This window comes from Prochlorococcus sp. G5PB11 (assembly GCF_059772425.1).
Genome location: NZ_CM186287.1, coordinates 1503930 through 1524296, shown reverse-complemented (window position 1 = coordinate 1524296; position 20367 = coordinate 1503930). Strand labels below are relative to the sequence as shown.

Sequence of the window (20367 nt, the reverse complement as noted above, 5' to 3'; positions counted from 1 at the left end):
ACTGAGCTCAATTATTTATAATTAGACCTTTATCAAGCATTGAATTTATAGCTATTTGAATTTCTTTAGTTGTTGATGTTAGATCTTCTCTTTTCCTTGTTTTAGGGGGTTGAATTAATTCACCAACTCTTAAATGAATAGATACAAGTCTAGGGAGAAAGGATCCTTTTGGAAAAGCTCTATGACTATTGACTATCGCTACAGGAAGAATAGGGCAACCTGTCCTTCCTGCAAGAAGAGCCGCTCCTGCTTTAGGATCATTAACCCTCCCATTCTCTTGTCTAGTTCCATCCAAAAACACACCAGTGGCCCAACCTTTATTTATTCGATTAGAGGCAGTTCTTAATGCTTCTCTATCCCCAGCACCCCTCTTAACTGGATAAGCCCCACAGGCTGAAATTATAGATGCCAAAATTGGTATTCTGAACAGTTCAGACTTTGCCATAAAAGCTACCGGTCTGCCCAGGGCATGCCCCAATATTGGTGGATCCAAATGAGAACCATGATTAGAGACAACTACAACTCCGCCGGTCTTGGGTAAATTCGAAATCCCTATTGTTTGACCTCTAAACAAAAAACGAAAAATTGGGAAAACAAAGAGATAACTGACGCAACCATAAACAAAGCTTTGTCGAGGCATTGCTTGATTGATAGTTTCAACTCCCTCAACTATTTTTGATTGTTCCAAAATCAATAGCCTAAATCACTTGCATTGGAGATTTGACTAGTCAGGACTCCTTTCATTGATCTTTTCGCAAGCCCACTAAGTACATTCCCAGGTCCAATTTCAACCATTGTTGTTATTCCTTCGTTTTGCATGGCATTCATAGTCTCTCTCCACCTAACCCCAGTAGTCATTTGTTTTTTCAGGCGTTCCTTCAAAGTTCCACCATCTACAGTTGGAGTCGGATCAACATTACTAAGAACCGGTACCTGAGCATCTTGAAAAGTTAATTGATCAAGTTCCTCAGCAAAGCTTTGAGATGCTTCAGTCATAAATATGGAGTGAAAGGCCCCCGAAACTTGTAAAGGAATTGCTCTTTTACATTTTAAATTATCAGCCACTTTCTTCACCGCATCAGGTGAACCAGATAAAACAACTTGGGATTCACTATTATCATTAGCTATTGCTGCTCCCTCAGTTTCTCTAATCAACTCATCTAATTCATCGCGATCAAAGCCCAAAACTGCAATCATTGCACCGCCTCCTGCAGCTGCCATTAATTCAGATCTTTTCTTTAATAGCCTCAACGCTTTCTCCGCATCTAAAACATCTGCTGAATAAAGACCAACTATCTCGCCGAGACTATGACCTGCAATTATTTGGGTCTCCCTTTCTTGTCTTTTTAAATCATCAACCAATAGTGACTCAACCACAAAAAGTGCAGGTTGCGTGTTTCTAGTATCGTTTAAATCATAAATTTCTTCGTTAGGAATACTCTCACCACAACAGATTTTCCAAAGATCTCGTCCAAGAATTTGAGAAGCTAATTCAAATCTTTCTCTCGAACCAGGCAAATCTATTAACGAATTTGCCATCCCTAATTTTTGAGAGCCTTGACCAGGAAAGACCCAGGCAATAGTCATAATTTATTTGATTAATTGTTTAGCAGCCTAATAGGGACCATGCCAAAAAAACAACGCGGCTCCCCAACTCAAGCCAGCACCAAATCCACTACAAGCTATTAAATCTCCTGATTTGATCCTTTGATCTCTAACTGCCTCATCAAGCATCAATGGAATTGTTGCTGCAGAGGTATTGCCATAGTGTTTTAAATTTGAGAGCACTTTTTCAGACGGTATTGAAAATCGTGAAGCTACAGCATCGAGAATTCTTTGATTAGCCTGGTGTAACAAGAGCCAATCTATACTTTCAGGCTGTATTTGATATTTATCTAAAAGTTCTCCAAGAATAATTGGAACTTCTTTCACTGCAAACTTATAAACCTCTTTCCCCTCCATTTTGATCGGTAAATATTCCCCTTTTTGATGTTTAGCTCCTTGAACTAAATCTAAAAAAATATTTGATTGAAAGAGATTTAAACAACCTCCTTTACTGCCGTCAGACTTCAAATCATATCCAATTAAACCATTTTGATTATCAGTGGTTTCAATAGCTACTGCTCCTGCTCCATCTCCAAACAAAACGCAAGTCTTTCTATCATCCCAATCTACCCATTTTGACAATTGATCGGCTCCAATAACCACAGCTCTTTTCATAGACCCAGAAGCTAAATATTGTGATGCAGTTACCAAAGCAAATAAAAAGCCACTACAAGCAGCAGTTAAATCAAAAGCAACTGCATTGGAGGCTTTCAAATTTGATTGTATTTTAGGCGCAGAGCCAAATAAATCTTCTGGAGTAGATGTTGCAAGAATTATCAAATCAATAGTTTTTACATCCCAATTAGCCATCTTTACAGCATTAAGAGCTGCATCTGTCGCCAAATCAATCAGAGATTCATTCTCTCCAATAACTCTTCTTTCTCCAATTCCAGTTCTAGTTTGAATCCATTCATCATTAGTATCTACTCTCTGGCCAAGTTGATTATTGTTGATTATCTTTTTAGGCGTGGCGCTTCCGCACCCCACAAAAGATATTCCTGAGTCACATTTAGAGTTCCTATTCAAATCTAAAAAAAGCCTTCATTTCATAAGTCAATCACATGGTAGGACAGGACAGTTCCTATCAGACCTTTAAGACATCTGTTTTATTGAGATTAGCTAAATCATCCATTACTCCATGACTTGCAGCAGAATGAACAACTCTTAAAGCACTTAAAACAGATAAAGCTTTGCTTCCACCATGACCAATTACACAAATTCCATTTATTCCTAGAAGTAACGCTCCACCATGTTCAGCATGATCTAAACGTTTCTTAATACGTTTCAAATTATTTCTTAAAAAAGCAGAACCAACTTTACCCCGTCTACCTCTAGGTAACTCAGCCCTCAAAACTCCCAAAAGAACACTACCAACTGACTCTAAAAATTTCAGCAAAACGTTTCCTGTAAATCCATCACAAACCACAACATCAAAATCACCTGATAAGACATCTCTTCCTTCACAATTTCCAGAAAAGCAAAAACGTTCTTCAGCACTTAAAAGTTTATAAGTTTCTAGAGAAAGATCATTCCCTTTACAAGATTCTTCTCCAATATTTAATAACCCTATTCTTGGCTTTTCGACCTGCAAAACATCTCGACAATAAATATTTCCCAAAAGAGCAAATTGATGCAAATACGTTGGTTTACAGTCCATATTTGCCCCAACATCTAAAACCAATACTGGTTGACCAGGATCTTTTGTTGGGAATAATGCTCCAATTGCTGGACGATCAATTCCTTTTAAACGTCCCAGCTTGAATATCGCTGAGGCCATCATTGCTCCGGAGTTCCCAGCTGAATAGACACCCATAGCTTTTCCTTCTTTAACTAATTTCATTGCAATATTTATGCTCGAATCCTTTTTTTTGCGCACTGCAGTGGCTTCCTCATCCATGCCAACTGAGAGACCACTGGGAATTAATTCAAAATTGCCATTATCTAATGCTCTCTCTAAAGATTCTTCTAAGCCAAATTCAATCGCTGCTTTTTGTACTTTCTCAATTTCACCTACAAATTTAATTTTTAATGGAAGCAATGACAAAGCTTTCAAACACCCATCAAGTATTGCTCCAGGTGCCAGATCTCCTCCCATTCCATCGACAGCAACCCAAACCCTTTCGGAATCTTGAATTTCATTTTTATCTTCTGTACTGTCTCCAACTTGAAGTCTTCTAAGAGGATCAAATACAAATGGCTCTAGTGTGCTTCTAGCTATAGATCCAGCGCTTGTAACAACAGAACCAGCATTAGAAACAACTGTTCCAGCGACATTAGTTGCTGCCGTAGCTGAGCTTGTTGCAGTGTCAACAAGACTAGTAACAGCTGAATTTCGACGGTACCAAATCACCAATCGCCTAATTGCCTTAGAACGATTTAATTTGTTATTTTGGTGATTTTTTTCCACTGATTTATGAGCCTTCAGGAATCATTGAATCAACAATTCTTTGAAAAAGATAACCTGTTCCTCTTGCAGTAAGAATTAGTTCCGGATTAGCTGGATCATCCTCAAGCTTTGATCTTAGTCTAGAAATATGTACATCAACCACTCTCGTATCAACATGTCTTTCAGGTGTATATCCCCAAACTTCTTTCAAAATTTCCCCTCTACTAAAAGGTTCACCTGACCGACTAACCAAAAGTTCTAAAAGACTAAATTCCATTCCTGTTAATCTAATTCGTTCATCATTTCTGTAAACCTGACGTTTATTTGTATCAATCTTTAAATTCATAACAGCAATAACTCCGGAATTAGGCAGTCCTGCTATTTGTTCTTTTTCAACTCTTCTTAAAACACACCTGATCCTTGCTTCCAATTCTTTTGGGCTAAATGGTTTAACAACGTAATCATCAGCACCAAGCTCTAAACCAGTAATTCTGTCTGCAACATCTCCCAATGCTGTCAACATGACTATTGGAACATCTGATTCCTTTCTTAATTCCTGACAAACTCCATATCCATCCAATTTAGGCATCATGACATCAAGAACAACCAAATCAGGCTCACAATTTCTGAAGAGATCCAGTGCCTCGTTTCCATCACAAGCCGTAACAACTTGATAGCCAATCATAGATAGACGAGTTTCTAGGATTCTCCTAATACTCGCCTCATCATCAGCTACGAGGATGGTTTCCTTTGAGGGACTTGTGGCCGTCATTTCTTCCTTAGTTTTGGCGGCTGTCACAAGATCTTAAGTGAAGGTTCACCAACAATAAAGATCACTATCTTTATTCAACTACAGCCAACTTCCTTTTTACAACTAAGTGTCTCGATCTGTCTCTATTTATATCTGTCAAAGTTGCGGTGCTCAAACCAGGCAATTCTTTGGCCGCTGCAACAATTGTGGGGAATGGAATTCAATAATAGAAGAAAAAATTAATCAAAAATCAGAAAAATCTATTTACACAAAGATTAATTCTCCAAAAGAGAAAGCTCCATATCGTTCAGAGCTGATAAATCAAACAAAAGACCAAATCATTGATCGCATTCCAAGTGGATATGATGAGTTAGACAGAGTACTAGGAGGCGGTTTAGTACCTGGATCACTTGTATTGATTGGGGGAGACCCAGGTATTGGAAAAAGTACTCTCATTTTGCAAAGTGCCACTAAAATCTCACACCATAGATCTGTTCTTTATGTGGCTGCTGAAGAATCTGCTCAACAAGTCAAACTTAGATGGAATCGAATAGAAAACTCTGAGTCCAATCTTCATTTACTTGCAGAAACGGATCTAGAATTAGTAATAAAAGAGCTTAATTATTTAAAACCTGAAGTTGCAGTTATTGATAGCATTCAAGCTTTACATGATCAGAGTTTATCAAGCTCACCTGGCTCAGTTGCTCAAGTTAGAGAATGTTCAGCAGCTTTACAGCAAATTGCGAAACGAGAAAACATATCTCTTTTAATTATTGGGCACGTCACTAAGGATGGCATGCTTGCTGGACCAAAAGTGCTTGAGCATCTTGTTGATGCAGTACTTACTTTTGAGGGCGATAGATTTGCTTCTCACAGACTACTTAGAGGGGTAAAAAATCGGTTTGGTGCAACTTGTGAGCTTGGTGTTTTTGAAATGCAAGCAGATGGGTTATCGGAAGTATCTAATCCAAGCGAACTATTCTTAAGCAAAATCTCTGCCCCTGGCATTTCGACAATTGTCACTTGCGAGGGGACAAGGCCACTAGCCATAGATATACAAGCACTTTTAAATCCCACTAGTTATGCAAGTCCAAGAAGAACTACCACGGGTATTGAGATAAACAGGCTTCATCAAATCTTGGCAGTTCTAGAAAAAAATATGAATCTCTCACTCTCAAAATATGACTGTTATTTAGCTGTTGCTGGAGGATTAGACGTAGAAGAGCCAGGAGCTGATCTTGGAATAGCAGCAGCAATAGTTTCGAGTTTTAAGGATATTGAGCTTGCAGAGGGTGTGATTTTTATAGGTGAAATAGGTCTAGCTGGTCAATTAAGATTGGTCAGACAAATGCATCAACGAATTAATGAGGTTATCAGACTTGGATATAAAACATTAATCATCCCAAATGGAATAGATACAAGTCAGATTGAATCAAATACAAAATTGAAAATATTAAAAGCCTCTAATATAAATCAAGCGTTAATCTATGCTTTAAATAATATTTAATTTTGGGTTTTGTTAGGTTATAAATAAACATCAACATTTCCTCTACCAGTAGTCTTAAGCCAATTCTCTATATCTAAATATCCACCTGGATAGAGTCGCACAGCTTTACTCCAAACTTCAGCTGCCTGATCAAACCAGATATCACCTTCATCTTGATTTCCATTCCTTTGAGCCATTCTGCCTCTTTTTTCATAAATTAATCCCATATTTTTCAAACAGGAAGGCTGTTTTGGATTTTGCCCTAAAGCTTTTTTATATGTATCTAGTGCCCTCTCTTCATCTCCATTGCTCATGTAAATAATTGCCATGTTTTTCAATGTCTCTCCTCTATCAACTTGATTATCCTCAAGTTTTAAGCTCTCTTCGTAGTACTCAAGAGCCTCTGAATAATCTCCATCATTTTGTGCTGCTAGACCTTTTCTGTAATACAGATAGGCCTCTTTTTCTTTAGAGGCAATTGGCATCACTTTCACTATTCCCTCAGCCATCTTCGTGAAGGCCTTATCAAGAAAATTGTCTTTGTTTTGACTTCGTGGCACGGATTGAACCAATTTCAATGAACATATTCTATCGTGGTTGGAAATAGAAAAAATGGATATATAAAATGTAACTAATTATATGTATTAATAAATTATTAAATAAATGCAACATGCTATTTATTTATTAAATTTAGAATAAGTATCAAGTATTTATATTCCCTTGAGCAACAAAAAAATTGCACAAAGCAAAAATTCAATTTTGCTTGATGTAGATGGGATGAAATGCGGAAGTTGTGTACAGGCAGTCGAAAAAATCCTTAAAAGCGACCCAAACATAAGTAATGCGAGCGTTAATTTAGTTACAAAAACAGCTTTTGTAGAACTTAAAGAACTTAATAATTCCTTAAATGATGTAATAAGAACTCTTTCATCTAAGGGTTTTCCTGCTAAGGAAAGAGATTACCAAACGATTTCAAATAATATTGAATTAGAAAAAAATGACAATCAAACTTTATGGGATAAATGGCGACAACTAATAGTAGCTACTGCACTTCTCATTCTCTCTGGATTGGGACATTTAGTAGAGGGGCAACAAATATCCATTCCTCTGATTGGTTCATTACCTTTTCATGCAGCACTTGCGACATTTGCTTTACTAGGCCCAGGAAAGGGAATCTTAAAAGCAGGTTTCCAGGCGGCTATTAATCTTACGCCGACCATGGATACCTTAGTTAGTCTTGGAGTACTAAGTGCGTACTTAGCAAGTATAACTGCTTTAATTTGGCCAAAAGTTGGTTGGCCATGTTTTTTTAATGAGCCGGTAATGTTACTTGGATTTGTTTTATTAGGACGTTTTTTAGAAGAAAGAGCTCGAGTAAACACAGGTACAGCATTAAAAGAATTAGCCAAGTTACAGCCAGACATAGCCAACCTGGTTTTAGATAACAATCAAACCCGTGAGATAAGAATAGGCGCTCTAAGGCCAGGAGAAAAAATTCAATTATTAGCAGGAGATAGAATCCCTGTTGATGGTTTAGTTGTAAAGGGTAATTCGGCAGTAGATATCTCAAGTCTGACTGGTGAATCCTTACCATTAGAGGCATCACCTGGTGTCGAGCTCCCATCTGGAAGCTTAAATTTAGAATCAACTATTATTTTAGAGGTACAAAAAATAGGTTCTGATACTGCAATAGCAAAGATCATAAATTTAGTTGAAGAAGCCCAAGCAAGAAAAGCCCCAATTCAAGGATTAGCAGACAAGGTTGCAGGAATTTTTTGCTATGCAGTGACAACTCTCTCCTTTTTTACTTTTCTTTTTTGGTGGAAGATAGGAACAAGAATATGGCCAGAAGTTTTAGAAGTCTCTAATCAGGGTTTCATGCAAAGTCATCATTTGCATGATCATTTAATGAATACAACGCAAACACCAATTGGTCTCTCATTTCAATTGTCAATAGCCGTTTTAGTTGTTGCCTGTCCATGTGCTCTAGGTCTTGCGACGCCAACAGTAATAACTGTTGCCTCTGGGGAAGCTGCAAAAAGAGGTTGGCTTTTCAAGGGCGGAGATGTGATAGAGATGGCATCCAAAATCAGCCAGATCGTTTTTGATAAAACAGGAACACTGACAATTGGAAGGCCTTTAATTGTTGGCTCATGGGAAAACCAAGATTCATCTAGGGATGAGATGCTCAAATTAGCCGCAAGCATCGAACAAGATAGTCGACACCCTCTCGCACAAGCAATTATTCAAGAAGCGCATAAAAAAGAAATTAAATTAGAGAAAGTCACTTCCTCAACTACATTTGCAGGGAAAGGCTTATCAGGCAAAATTAATAATTTAGAGGGATTGATTAGAGTCGGAACGCCAGAATGGATAAGAAGTGAGGGAGTTCAATGGAATGAAATAATTGAACAACATTTTATGCATTCAAAAAGAAAAGCTCAGTCAGTAGTTGCAGTTGCTCGGGAGAGTAGATTATTAGGTTTTTTCTTAATAGATGATCAATTAAGAAAAGATGCTTTACTTTCAATTAACAAATTACGCTCAAAAGGTTTTTCATTGAGTTTATTCAGTGGTGATAGAGATTCAGCAGTTTTATCTCTAGGAAAAAAATTAGGGTTTAATTCAAAGCAAATTGAATGGCAAATGTTACCTTCAGGCAAGCTTAATAAGTTAAATGAACTAAAGAAAAATGGCTTAGTTGCAATGGTTGGTGATGGAATCAATGATGCTCCAGCTCTTGCTTCCGCAGACTTAGGAGTAGCAATAGGAACAGGAACTCAAATAGCTCAGGATTCTGCTGATCTTGTTTTACTCGGAGAAAATTTGGAGGCTCTACCCAATGCTTTGCAACTTTCGAGACAAGCAATGCTCAAAATAAGACAAAATCTTGCGTGGGCATTTGGATACAACCTAATTGCTTTACCAATAGCTGCAGGATTACTTCTCCCATCATCAGGCTTATTACTATCACCTCCCTTGGCAGCTTTACTAATGGCTTTGAGCTCAATAAGTGTTGTATTTAATGCCATTTCATTGAAGTCAAAATGAAAGGAAAGTTTATTGTTTTTGAGGGTATTGATGGCTCTGGCAAAACCACTCAAATCAATCAATTATCAAAATGGCTTCTTGAGACTGATCTGATTCCTGAAAATAATCAATTAGTTATCACTAGAGAGCCAGGCGGGACTAAACTAGGAAAATCCTTGAGATCACTTTTATTAGATACCTCTAAAGAATACAGCCCGGATTCAATTACAGAGCTTTTACTTTATGCCGCAGATAGAGCTCAACACATCAACGAAATTATTCGCCCATCTTTAAACAAAGGGGATTGGGTAATAAGCGATAGATTTTGTGGATCCACACTTGCTTATCAAGGTTATGGTAGAAAATTAAATATCAAGTTAATCAAAGACCTAGAAATCATTGCTACTCAAGATATTTCTCCAGACATTACATTTCTACTAGATATACCTGTGGAAGAGAGTATCAAAAGAAGAATAAATATAGAAGATGATCGAATGGAAAAAGAAGGCAAAGAGTTTTTATCCAATGTCTCTCTTGGCTTTAGGGCTTTATGTGAAGAAAATAAATGGAAACGCATATCTGCTATGGATTCCAAAAAAGAAATTTTATCCAAGATAAAATCGGAGATAAAAAAGTTGTCAAAAAGCAAATTACATGAATAACTTTGAAACTATATATGGGCAAGATTTAGCAATTGAAATTTTAAAGTCCGCCATCTCTAAAAGACATATTGCTCCTGCTTATTTATTTGCTGGACCAGAGGGAGTTGGAAGAAAAAAAACTGCAAAAGTTTTTATTAATACTCTTCTTGATAGGAGTTTTGATAAAGGGAGTACAAAAAGAAAAATAGAAAGTAATAATCATCCTGACTTATTATGGATAGAACCTTCTTATATAGTGCAAGGTAAAACTATTTCACAAACAAAAGCAAAGTCCGAAAATATAAGCATCAAATCACGACCACAAATAAGGCTTAATCAAATTAAAGATATAATCGAATTCTTAGGGAAAAAGCCATTCGGTGCAGAAAGAAGCATTGTTTTAATTGAAGATGTTGAGCGAATAAATGAGTCTGCATCCAATGCATTATTAAAAACTCTTGAAGACACAAATACAGGATTATTTATTCTTATCACTCAAAGACCAGAGAAATTATTATCAACTATTAGATCTAGATGTCAAATAGTCCCATTTGAACGCCTAAATGATAATCACGTTAATAAAATCATTCAGCAATCAGAGTTTGCACGAGAAATAGATAATATTCCAAATGAAGAAATTAAGGAACTAATCGATTTTTCACATGGATCTCCTGGACGGTATCTAATAAATCTCCAATATTGGTTAGAAATTTCAAGTCCGTTAAGACAAAAACTAGAAATCAGGTTAGATAACCAAATTAAATTACTAACATTAGCAAAAGAAATCACTGATGAACTTAATATAGAGCAGCAATTGTGGTTAATTGATTTCGAACAAAATAGAATTTGGATAAAACAAAAAAACTCAAATATAATCAAAAAACTCGAAGAACTGAGAAAACAATTATTAAATTACGTTCAACCGAGACTTGCTTGGGAAGTAACATTATTAGAAATTAATTTGATTGATTAAGCAATCACTTTTTCATCAGTATTCTCTTTAACAGCACTAGCTTCTCTAGCTTGAATTATTAACGGCTGAATTTCTTTTATTTTTTCTCCAGTTGGTAATTCCAAGCAATATCCAGCACCATAGACAGTTTTAATGAATCTTGGTTTTCTAGGATCAGGTTCAAGTTTGGTTCTTAAATGTCTTACATGCACACGTATGGTTTCAATATCATCATCAGGTTCATAACCCCAAACTTCTTTTAGAATTAATGAAGGTGCAACTGTCTGACCATGTCTTTGCATCAAACAATGGAGCAATTCAAATTCTAGATGAGTCAAACGTACTGGTGATTCGAACCAGATCGCCTCAAATCTCTCAGGAACAAGTGTGAGAGGACCATAATTGAGTATTTCTTGCTGATTATTACTTCCCATTGGAGCACGATTTGTCCTCCTTAATAATGCCTTGATCCTGACTTGTAATTCCTCTAGGTCAAATGGCTTTGTGATGTAATCATCTGCACCAGAATTGAAACCAGTGACTTTGTCTTTTATGCCCCCTAGCGCTGTGATCATGAGAATAGGAATACCCGCTGTTCTCTCATCTCTTCTTAAACGTTGACAGAGAGTTAAACCATCAACTTTGGGAAGCATTAAATCAAGAAGAATTAGATCAGGAGCGTATTGCAAAGCAAGTGCTTGGCCCTTGATACCATCTTCAGCTTTTTGGACATCAAAACCAGTGTGCTCAAGGTGCCCTGCAACCAGATCTCTCATATCTTGGTCGTCTTCAATAAGTAAAATGCAAGGCTTCATTGATAAATGACCAAGTTAAAAGTACCCGCAAGAGCGATTACTAAATTTTCATATGATTCTCTCAAAATTTTGTTTTTATTGCAGAATTCGGAAAATTCGTTTTTCCATACCTTAATCGTGCAAATCATATGCCCTGACTTGTTTTTTAGACTTGAAAAGGAGAAAAATAAATTAACTGTCTTTAGAAAGTCTTCCGATTCCAGGGCTCTACTGTTAAGGAATTCTCAAAACTGGAAGAAAAAATGTTCATAAATAAATCAATGAGATTTGTTTTTATCTTACAAATCAAGAAATATTTGTTTTTCAGTTCAGCAACTAGAAAATCTAATTTTAAAGGGTTAAACAAATTTAAATTTGTTTTTTAAACTCCCCGGGCGGGATTCGAACCTGCGACCAATCGGTTAACAGCCGATCGCTCTACCGCTGAGCTACCGAGGATTGAGACATTAAGAACTTAACCTTGCCAGCTACCTAACGGCAAGTGATTTTAATTCTTGGAACACTTTTGAACCAGAATCCCATTTACTTATACATCCATTTTTAACTATTGCGGCCCCATCACAAAAAAATAATTCCTCCAAGCGATGAGTCACCCATATTGCCGTTACTGGTTCCGTTGAGGAACTTGTCAACTTCTGCACAACTTTCAAAACTGAATTTTGACTTTGAGGATCCAGTAGCGCTGTGGGCTCATCAAGTAACAGTAAATTTGAATTGCTGACAATTGCACTAGCAAGAGCTAATCGCTGCTTTTGGCCACCACTCAAGGTATGAATTGGTCTGTCCAACATTTCTCCTAAATCCACTTTTTCAAGAGCAGACTGAATCAAATCAAATAATTTGCTATGTGGAATGGTTTTAGGAACGCTTAGCATTAATTCACTTTTACATGTTGGCATGAGCAATTGATGATCTGGATTTTGGAAAACCATTGATGGTCTAAGCGAACAGTATATTTTTCCACTTTTAGGGCGAATTACCCCACTGATCAAGCGAAACAATGTACTTTTACCGCTCCCATTTTCACCCACTATCATCCACAAACCAGGTTTTACAATTGAGAAAGACAATTGATCAATAACATTGACTCCATAGGGCCAAGAAAAAGAAACTTTATCGAATTCCAAGTGACCAGACCAAGTTGATTTCAAAATTCAAACCCCCTATTTTTTAATCCTGGAATGAGAATCCAGGCCTCTTACTAGAACTGCTACTGGTCTTTTCATAAATCTGAACAGCTGATATTTCACTCACAAGAACAGTAATTCTTTTATCTTCAACTTTTTCACAAGTCAATTCTAAAAGGCTTTGATTGCCTTTTTTTATCGAATCAATTACTTCAGAATAAAGTCTCTGAGCATCTCCATGCTCTTTTCTTTGTACCACCAAAGGCAAAGGACTTAATTTAATAGTAAGCTCAATACAATACACTTGTTTTTAAAAACCTAATAACCATTTAATTCTTACAAACAAATGCAGAAGAAGTGAAAAATATCAGAATAATAATATTTTATTTAATCATTACATGTAAAAAGATCCCAATCATTTGTTTTCTTAATTAGGTTGCAATTAGTTTGATTTTTATCGTTAAAACTTTTTATTTGTTTTTGAGCATACCAATTTAAGCTTGGACGCTCGAAGCTATTTCGAATATATATTGTTTGATCAGGAAAGCTAGATAAGAATTCAGCTACTGGTCTTACATCCCAATTCTCATTTATTTCCCATAACCAAAATTTAGAGCTCACGAAAAAGAATAAAGTAATAATACTTCCAAAAATTATTCCAACAAAACCAACTTTTCTAATATTTCTTCTTGAATTAGATAATAACAATCCTCCCGTACACCAACCTAAACTTATATAAAAAATTATATTGAAGTAACCCTCTCCAAAATTCAGAATATTGAATTTAATTAATAAAGAAAAAACAATTAAGCATAATCCAATCAAAGTTAATACGTACGGAATCTTACTTAATATCTTTTTAGCAAAAAGATAATCATTACCTTTCCTTTCAATTAACCAAGAGACTGGGGGGCCACATATTAAAGCGAAAGGCAACCAAAACGGATGTATATACCAAGGCAGTTGCATTTTTAAGGGTAAAATACTTCCAGCAATAATGATCTGAGTACTAAAAGCCCAAACTCCCCAACGAGTATTGAGACTAAAGCATGCCCATAAAAAACCAATTGGCCATACAAGAATCCAAGGCCAACCCCCTTCAAGTATTTCAATTATTGGCACCAAAAATCCCAGATCACTTCCTGATCCTTTTTCAAACAAAACTCTTCCTGCTCCATCTCCCCACCAGAGCCAGAGAGCTCCTGACCCGTATGAAAAGATATTCCATAAATGCCAAGCAAAACCTGGAATTAGTCCATAAAAGAACCAGGCCCATGAAAAATTATTAAAATATTTTTGTGATTTATATTCCCAGATTAAAGGTAATAAAGATGCAAATAGTGCAGGGATAATTACAGGAGCTTTAAGTAAAAGTATAAAACTACAGGCAAACCCAGCTCCTAAAAAATTAAATTTATTCGACTTATTATTTTTTATAGATGATAAGCAAAACCATAAAAGTGCAATAGCACTAAGCTGCGTTCCATCCAACATTGCCATTCGCCCATACCTAATAATTGGCAATAAAGTCAATAAAATTGCTGATGTAGTAATGCAAGAAATTCGATCTTTAGGACGCAAATTCCACTGAATCAGGGCTCCCAATGGAACAACAAATGTAGAAAAAAGTGCCGGGAAAAATCTTATACAAAATTCAGAGGGTAGTAATTTAAAATTATTTTGTAAATTTCGACTAATTCCAATCGCAAAAGATATCATCCAATGCAAGCCAGGCGGTTTATTCAAATAAGGCCGGTCCCATATAGAGGGAAGCAAACGTTCTAGTCCACTTTTTTGGTTTAATTCCAATGCAACTCTTGCAACAGTTGCTTCATCGAAATCTCTTAAAGGCAAATTTCCCAAAGAGACAAATGCTATTCCACAAGCTATGGTCCAAAAAAGAAAAATCCATACAATTGGAAGCCGATAATTGTGGGATATGCTCTCGGTCAATATCAAAAAAATATTCCACCTATTTATATCTCTAAAAGACCAATAAAGCTTTTGAATAACAAATTTTCAAGCATTATTAAAAAAGACTTGAATTATTAAATAACTTTTGCCACGTAACTGATCCCTGTTTCTAAAATAAAACCATGCCAATTGCAAATGACATAACTTCTTTAGTTGGCCAAACACCCTTGGTCAAATTGAATCGATTACCAGGTGAATTTAATTGTAGGGCTGAAATAGTAGCTAAATTAGAGAGTTTCAACCCGACAGCATCCGTAAAAGACCGCATAGCTGGCGCAATGGTCAAATCAGCAGAAAAAGAAGGCACCATTAAACCTGGCCATACCGTTCTTATCGAACCAACAAGCGGAAACACAGGAATTGCCTTGGCGATGGTTGCCGCAGCAAAGGGTTATCGACTGATACTTACAATGCCTGACACAATGAGTACTGAACGACGCTCAATGTTGAGAGCATTTGGAGCAGAACTTCAACTAACTCCTGGCAAAGAGGGAATTCAAGGAGCTATTCATTTAGCGAAGGAATTAGTTGCTTCAATACCTAATGCATATTTGCTGCAGCAATTCGATAATTTGTCCAATCCTGATATTCATGAGAAAACTACCGCTGAAGAAATTTGGGAAGATTGTGAAGGCAAGCTTGATGCATTAATTGCTGGAGTGGGAACAGGAGGAACAATCACAGGTTGTGCACGATTTTTAAAACAACAAAATCCAAAAATCAAGGTTTTTGCTGTTGAACCTTCTTCAAGCCCTGTGCTCTCAGGAGGAAATCCTGGATCTCATGCGATACAAGGCATTGGTGCTGGTTTCATCCCTAATGTATTAGATATGAATCAAATTGATGAAGTCATAAGAATCAATGACAATGAAGCAATGGACATAGGAAGAAGACTTGCCAAGGAAGAAGGATTGCTTAGTGGTGTCAGCAGTGGTGCTGCAGTAGCCGCTGCTTTAAAAGTAGGCAATCATCCTGAATTTACAAATAAGCGCTTAGTTGTTATTTTACCTAGTTTTGGTGAAAGATATCTATCAACCACTATGTTTACATCCATCCCCTCAAACCCAGTAAAAGGGAATGAGTACCTCTAAAAATGAAATAAGAATTTAAGAATGAGCAAAGACCCATATCAAATCTTAAAAGTTCATCCCAGTGCAAAATTAGAAGAGATTAAAAAAGCATATAGAAAACTTGTTAAAATACACCATCCCGATAAAGGAGGTGATTCAGCAGTAATGCTCGAAATCAACTCAGCATGGCAAATACTAAGGAAACAACATAAAGATCTTAATTTAAATAATGCTAATGGTTCAAAAGTTTATAACCAGAGTAAAAATAAAAGAGAGACTATTAATAATATTAAATCTGAAGATATAAAAAAATGGTTCCAGAATGTATATCTACCGATTGATAGATTATTAGGAGAAATAATTAATCCTTTAGCATCCAAAATAAGAGATTTATCAGCTGATCCATATGATCAAATATTAATGGATTCTTTCTGTCTATATCTTGAGAAAAGTAGAAATAAAATAACTAAGGTTAAAAATATTTACACATCTTTTGCAAGTCCATCATTTATTAGCAATTTCAGTTTGGAGCTCTATCATTGCTTTTCACATGTTGAGGATGGAGTTAATGAATTAGAACGATACACAATGGGCTATGTAGACAATTATCTACATGATGGAAAAGCAATGATCGCTCTTGCGAAGAAAAAAAGAAAGTTTTTACAAAGTAATAAAAAAGAATGGCTTATATCATAGTTTAGATTTTTTTAATTTATTAATATGAGACTACATGATCAGAACATATCCAAACATCAGGAACTGGTCTTCTCCACCTAACTTGACAATAGTCACCTTTAATCAACAATACTTCTCCAGGTCCTTGAAAAATATATTCAGGTAAATTAGTGTCACTCGATTTGGACTCTAAGCTATTAGAGTATTTTTCACGATCAACTTTTACAAGATCTCCTTTTTTTAATTTCTTTTTTATCTTTGGAGGAGATTGTGAATCATCTTCTTTTCCGGTTTGTTCTGACATTTCAAATAATTAGTAAAAAAGGCTAATGACTTAATTCAAATATTCAAATAAAGAATAGCAGTTAAAACAAAATGGTAAAAATCATGTCATTAATTAATTGCAAATTCCATAAAGCAAATATTCTTGATTGATCAACACCATAAATTAATCAAAATACCTCTAAGCTGATTCAATCTAATTAGTGAAATCATGAAATTACTACTTACCGGATGTACTGGTTTTATCGGTAGAGAATTAATTCCGTTGCTAATCAAAGAAGGACACAGCCTCACAGTCTTATCTAGACAATCTAAAGAGAGATTTAAAGCCATAGCCAATGATCAAAGTATCAATGTCATACAAATGAATCCGGCTGATTCTTCTTCTTGGAGTAAAGAAGAAATTCAAAACTCGTTGAAAAGCTGCGAGGGGGTTATAAATCTTGCTGGCGAACCAATTGCTGAGAAAAGATGGACTGAAAACCAATGTAAGGAAATTAAAAACAGTCGCATAGAGACTACAAAAAATCTTATTGAAAACCTACGCAATCAAAAAAAACCCCCGAAAGTTCTTATCAATGCTTCGGCAATTGGTTTTTATGGCTCTCATCCTCAAACTAAATTCACAGAAGAGAGCATTTCTGGTGATGATTTCTTAGCGAGTTTATGTAATGAATGGGAATCTATTGCAAAAAACAAACCAAGATCGACAAGACTTGTAATTATAAGAATAGGCATCGTGTTAGCTAAGGATGGCGGAGCACTTGGGAAAATGCTTCCCATTTTTAGAGCTGGTCTAGGAGGCCCCATAGGAGATGGTAAGCAATGGATGAGCTGGATACACAGAACAGATTTTTGTAATCTAATTAGCGAAAGCATCAAAAATTCTGCTTGGTCAGGTGTCATCAATGGGGTTGCACCAAATCCTGTGAGAATGAATGAGTTTTCTTCTTCACTTGGTCAAGTACTTGGTAGACCAAGTCTTCTAGCAGTGCCGGGTCCAATATTGAAGTTAATTTTAGGAGATGGAGCTCGTGTGGTTTTAGAGGGACAAAATGTAAGTAATCAAAGATTGAATAAGCTTAAATTTAAATTCAGTTTTCCTACTATTAATGATGCTTTTCAAGCAATATTAAATTAAATTTTTTAAAGGAATCCCTTTCAAGCATCAAAGGTCTAACCAATTTTTGATTTTAAGTAACGTTTTCCAATTAGGTTTTCTTGAAAGACCATCTTCAAATGATTCTTTTAATTCTTTTTCTAATTCAGGAAGAACGAACATAGCTCTTTTTACATAATCAATATGATCTCTAACCCCCTTAGAATTAGTTTCTAATAGTGCAAGACTCAAATTTATTCTTGACTGTGGATCTTGGCCATTAAGTTTCACTGCATACCGCGCGGATCGCAAAGCTTCCTGCGGCAAATCACATAACAATTGCAACCAAGACAAGCATGTCCAAGCCGCAGCATTATTTGGTGTAGTAGAAGCTATTGTCTGAAAATCTTCAATCAATTCCTCTGCTGGCGCACCAGCTTTATAGCGATTAAGGGCTTCTTCAAAAAGGCTTTGCTCTGATTGATCCATTGTTAATTTAAAAATTCTTTAGTCAAAGTTAAACTGCAAAGGAACTTCCACAGCCACAAGTTTGTGATGCATTGGGATTAGTAAAGTTAAAGCCTCCACCAATTAAATCTGTACTGAAATCTAACTGCATGCCATATATGTATAAAAGACTTTTTGGATCACAAATAACTTTAAACGAACTACCAGCTACTGAATATTCATAAACTTCATCATCTTTTTGAATATCATCAGTAGATACAAAGTCCATTGTGTAACTCATACCACTACATCCTCCCGAACGTACTCCCACTCTCAATAGTTTCCCTGAGCCTTGTTCTTTGCAAAGTCTAGACAACTGATCCAATGCAGGAGTGGTTATAAGTACTCCCTTACCATCTTGAGCTTTATGAGTTTTAGGCGGTGCGTTTGATTCACTCATTGTTTTTTTCTGAACTTTAATGACACTCTATTAATTATATTCGATTTTAAAAGTGCCAAAAAAGAGTTTTTATTCATAGAGTTAGTGTATCCATCTAATTAAACGAGTGAAAATCGCAATAATAGGTGCAGGTTTAGCAGGCTTGACTGCTGCAGTTGACCTTGTTGATGAAGGACATGAGGTCGACCTATATGAAGCAAAACCATTTATGGGAGGCAAAGTTGGAAGCTGGGAAGATTCCGATGGCAATCACATAGAGATGGGCTTACATGTTTTCTTTTTCAACTATGCCAATCTGTTTGCATTAATGAGAAAAGTAGGGGCCTTGGAAAATCTTTTACCAAAAGATCACACTCATCTTTTTGTCAATAAGGGCGGTGACATTAAATCGCTTGATTTTCGATTTTTTGCAGGAGCTCCTTTTAACGGCTTAAAAGCCTTCTTCACTACACCTCAATTAAATTGGATTGACAAACTAAGGAATGCTCTTGCTCTTGGAACAAGTCCAATTGTAAGAGGGCTTATTGACTACGAGGGTGCGATGAAAACAATACGATCACTAGATTCTATAAGTTTTCAACAATGGTTTCTTAACCATGGAGGAAGCTTAAATAGTATCGAAAGGATGTGGAATCCTATTGCATATGCTCTGGGATTTATTGATTGCGAAGCCATTTCAGCAAGATGCATGCTTACCATCTTTATGATGTTCGCTTCAAAAACAGAGGCCTCCAAACTAAACCTATTAAAGGGCTCACCCCACAAATGGCTCACCAAACCAATACTCAATTACATCGAACAAAGAGGCGGAAGACTTCACCTAGAGAATATTGTTAAAGAAATTCATTCAGAGGATTCCTACCAACCATCTGTGACTGGATTAACTCTTCAAACCCCAGAAGGAGAGAAAAAAATTCAAGCAGACAAATATTTAGCTGCTTGTGATGTATCTGGTATTAAAAGAATCATTCCTAGATCATGGAGACGTTTTAAAGAGTTCGACTCACTTTTCAAGCTCGATGCTGTACCAGTCGCAACAGTACAACTTAGATATAATGGCTGGGTAACCGAGGTCAACAATGAACAAGCTAAAAGAAACCTAAAAAGTCCATCTGGTTTAGACAATTTGTTATACACAGCCGATGCTGATTTTAGTTGTTTTGCAGATTTAGCTTTATCAAGCCCAGAAGACTATAAAAAAGATGGCCAGGGTTCGCTACTTCAATGTGTGTTAACCCCCGGTGATCCTTGGATTACAAAGTCTTCAGACGAAATTGTCAAACATACAGATCTACAGGTCAGGGCCCTTTTCCCCTCTTCTAGAAGCCTGAATCTTCTATGGAGCAATGTGGTAAAAGTTTCACATTCTCTCTACAGAGAGGCACCTGGAATGGAGCCATATAGGCCAGATCAAAAAACCTCTTTTAGTAATTTCTTCTTGGCAGGCAGTTACACAAAACAGGACTACATTGACTCTATGGAAGGAGCAACAATGAGCGGTCATCTTGCTGCCTCAGCAATGCTCTCAAAGTCTGTTTCACTAGCAAAAAATTCATCGGTTGCTTAA

General features: G+C 36.3%; 21 protein-coding genes and 1 tRNA gene. 8 read left to right on the top strand and 14 right to left on the bottom strand.

Translation table 11 applies throughout. The features are described from left to right. Positions 1-7: 7 nt before the first annotated feature. From AC6EI0_RS08850 to rpaB, 5 genes are read right to left on the bottom strand one after another with little or no spacing between them, the layout of a single operon-like run. Complete coding sequence (locus AC6EI0_RS08850; protein ID WP_498523526.1) at positions 8-640, bottom strand: lysophospholipid acyltransferase family protein; 633 nt, start codon at positions 638-640, stop codon at positions 8-10. 50 nt (positions 641-690) lie between these two features. Then, positions 691-1587 (bottom strand): ACP S-malonyltransferase, encoded by an 897-nt coding sequence (fabD, locus tag AC6EI0_RS08845; protein ID WP_498522190.1) that lies wholly within the window; start codon positions 1585-1587, stop codon positions 691-693. 27 nt (positions 1588-1614) lie between these two features. Continuing rightward, entirely contained in the window at positions 1615-2631 is a 1017-nt protein-coding gene (locus AC6EI0_RS08840) for a beta-ketoacyl-ACP synthase III (protein ID WP_498522189.1), read from the bottom strand. 58 nt (positions 2632-2689) lie between these two features. Then, entirely contained in the window at positions 2690-4012 is a 1323-nt protein-coding gene (plsX, locus tag AC6EI0_RS08835) for a phosphate acyltransferase PlsX (RefSeq protein WP_498522188.1), read from the bottom strand. 4 nt (positions 4013-4016) lie between these two features. Beyond that, complete coding sequence (gene rpaB, locus AC6EI0_RS08830; protein ID WP_011294133.1) at positions 4017-4763, bottom strand: response regulator transcription factor RpaB; 747 nt, start codon at positions 4761-4763, stop codon at positions 4017-4019. Positions 4764-4869: 106 nt separating this feature from the next. On the opposite strand from rpaB, the gene radA reads away from it, so the two are divergent. Beyond that, the gene (radA, locus tag AC6EI0_RS08825; protein ID WP_498522187.1) at positions 4870-6249 is read left to right on the top strand and encodes a DNA repair protein RadA; all 1380 of its coding nucleotides are present in this window, start codon (positions 4870-4872) and stop codon (positions 6247-6249) included. Between the two features lie 17 nt (positions 6250-6266). On the opposite strand, the gene AC6EI0_RS08820 is transcribed toward radA, so the two are convergent. Continuing rightward, the gene (locus AC6EI0_RS08820; protein WP_498462024.1) at positions 6267-6788 is read right to left on the bottom strand and encodes a photosystem I assembly protein Ycf3; all 522 of its coding nucleotides are present in this window, start codon (positions 6786-6788) and stop codon (positions 6267-6269) included. A gap of 160 nt (positions 6789-6948) precedes the next feature. Between AC6EI0_RS08820 and AC6EI0_RS08815 the strand changes: the two genes are divergently transcribed. Genes AC6EI0_RS08815 through AC6EI0_RS08805 form a run of 3 tightly spaced genes read left to right on the top strand, consistent with a single transcriptional unit; the run spans position 6949 to position 10872 of the window. Continuing rightward, positions 6949-9279, top strand: coding sequence for a heavy metal translocating P-type ATPase (locus AC6EI0_RS08815; RefSeq protein ID WP_498522186.1), 2331 nt, complete (start codon positions 6949-6951; stop codon positions 9277-9279). After that, positions 9276-9920, top strand: coding sequence for a dTMP kinase (tmk, locus tag AC6EI0_RS08810; protein WP_498522185.1), 645 nt, complete (start codon positions 9276-9278; stop codon positions 9918-9920). Before AC6EI0_RS08815 ends, tmk begins: the two co-directional genes overlap by 4 nt. Further along, positions 9913-10872: a DNA polymerase III subunit delta' gene (locus tag AC6EI0_RS08805; RefSeq protein WP_498522184.1), complete on the top strand. Its 960-nt coding sequence runs from the start codon at positions 9913-9915 to the stop codon at positions 10870-10872. The genes tmk and AC6EI0_RS08805 overlap by 8 nt, the downstream gene beginning before the upstream one ends. Here AC6EI0_RS08805 and AC6EI0_RS08800 read toward each other — a convergent pair. The 5 genes from AC6EI0_RS08800 to AC6EI0_RS08780 form a co-directional block, all read right to left on the bottom strand. Then, a complete protein-coding gene (locus AC6EI0_RS08800) occupies positions 10869-11666 on the bottom strand; it encodes a response regulator transcription factor (RefSeq protein WP_498522183.1) in 798 nt (265 codons plus the stop codon). The genes AC6EI0_RS08805 and AC6EI0_RS08800 overlap by 4 nt on opposite strands. Before the next feature lie 366 nt (positions 11667-12032). Continuing rightward, positions 12033-12104, bottom strand: a tRNA-Asn gene (locus AC6EI0_RS08795). A gap of 29 nt (positions 12105-12133) precedes the next feature. Further along, a complete protein-coding gene (locus AC6EI0_RS08790; protein WP_498523525.1) occupies positions 12134-12820 on the bottom strand; it encodes an ABC transporter ATP-binding protein in 687 nt (228 codons plus the stop codon). Positions 12821-12836: 16 nt separating this feature from the next. Continuing rightward, entirely contained in the window at positions 12837-13097 is a 261-nt protein-coding gene (locus AC6EI0_RS08785) for a UPF0367 protein family (protein WP_498462018.1), read from the bottom strand. A gap of 83 nt (positions 13098-13180) precedes the next feature. Then, a complete protein-coding gene (locus AC6EI0_RS08780) occupies positions 13181-14746 on the bottom strand; it encodes an ArnT family glycosyltransferase (RefSeq protein ID WP_498522182.1) in 1566 nt (521 codons plus the stop codon). Between the two features lie 143 nt (positions 14747-14889). Here AC6EI0_RS08780 and cysK point away from each other — a divergent pair, with 143 nt between their 5' ends. Continuing rightward, positions 14890-15858, top strand: coding sequence for a cysteine synthase A (gene cysK, locus AC6EI0_RS08775; RefSeq protein WP_498522181.1), 969 nt, complete (start codon positions 14890-14892; stop codon positions 15856-15858). A gap of 21 nt (positions 15859-15879) precedes the next feature. Then, positions 15880-16533: a J domain-containing protein gene (locus AC6EI0_RS08770; RefSeq protein WP_498522180.1), complete on the top strand. Its 654-nt coding sequence runs from the start codon at positions 15880-15882 to the stop codon at positions 16531-16533. 19 nt (positions 16534-16552) lie between these two features. Here AC6EI0_RS08770 and AC6EI0_RS08765 read toward each other — a convergent pair whose 3' ends face one another. Then, positions 16553-16816, bottom strand: coding sequence for an NAD(P)H-quinone oxidoreductase subunit O (locus AC6EI0_RS08765; protein ID WP_498522179.1), 264 nt, complete (start codon positions 16814-16816; stop codon positions 16553-16555). 189 nt (positions 16817-17005) lie between these two features. On the opposite strand from AC6EI0_RS08765, the gene AC6EI0_RS08760 reads away from it, so the two are divergent. Then, complete coding sequence (locus AC6EI0_RS08760; RefSeq protein WP_498522178.1) at positions 17006-17935, top strand: TIGR01777 family oxidoreductase; 930 nt, start codon at positions 17006-17008, stop codon at positions 17933-17935. A gap of 27 nt (positions 17936-17962) precedes the next feature. Here the strand turns inward: AC6EI0_RS08760 and AC6EI0_RS08755 are convergent, their stop codons facing one another. Both AC6EI0_RS08755 and AC6EI0_RS08750 read right to left on the bottom strand, forming a co-directional pair. Then, positions 17963-18382: a tetratricopeptide repeat protein gene (locus AC6EI0_RS08755; RefSeq protein WP_498522177.1), complete on the bottom strand. Its 420-nt coding sequence runs from the start codon at positions 18380-18382 to the stop codon at positions 17963-17965. Between the two features lie 28 nt (positions 18383-18410). Next, positions 18411-18800 (bottom strand): HesB/IscA family protein, encoded by a 390-nt coding sequence (locus tag AC6EI0_RS08750; protein WP_498522176.1) that lies wholly within the window; start codon positions 18798-18800, stop codon positions 18411-18413. Positions 18801-18906: 106 nt separating this feature from the next. Between AC6EI0_RS08750 and zds the strand changes: the two genes are divergently transcribed. Next, positions 18907-20367 (top strand): 9,9'-di-cis-zeta-carotene desaturase, encoded by a 1461-nt coding sequence (gene zds, locus AC6EI0_RS08745; RefSeq protein WP_498522175.1) that lies wholly within the window; start codon positions 18907-18909, stop codon positions 20365-20367.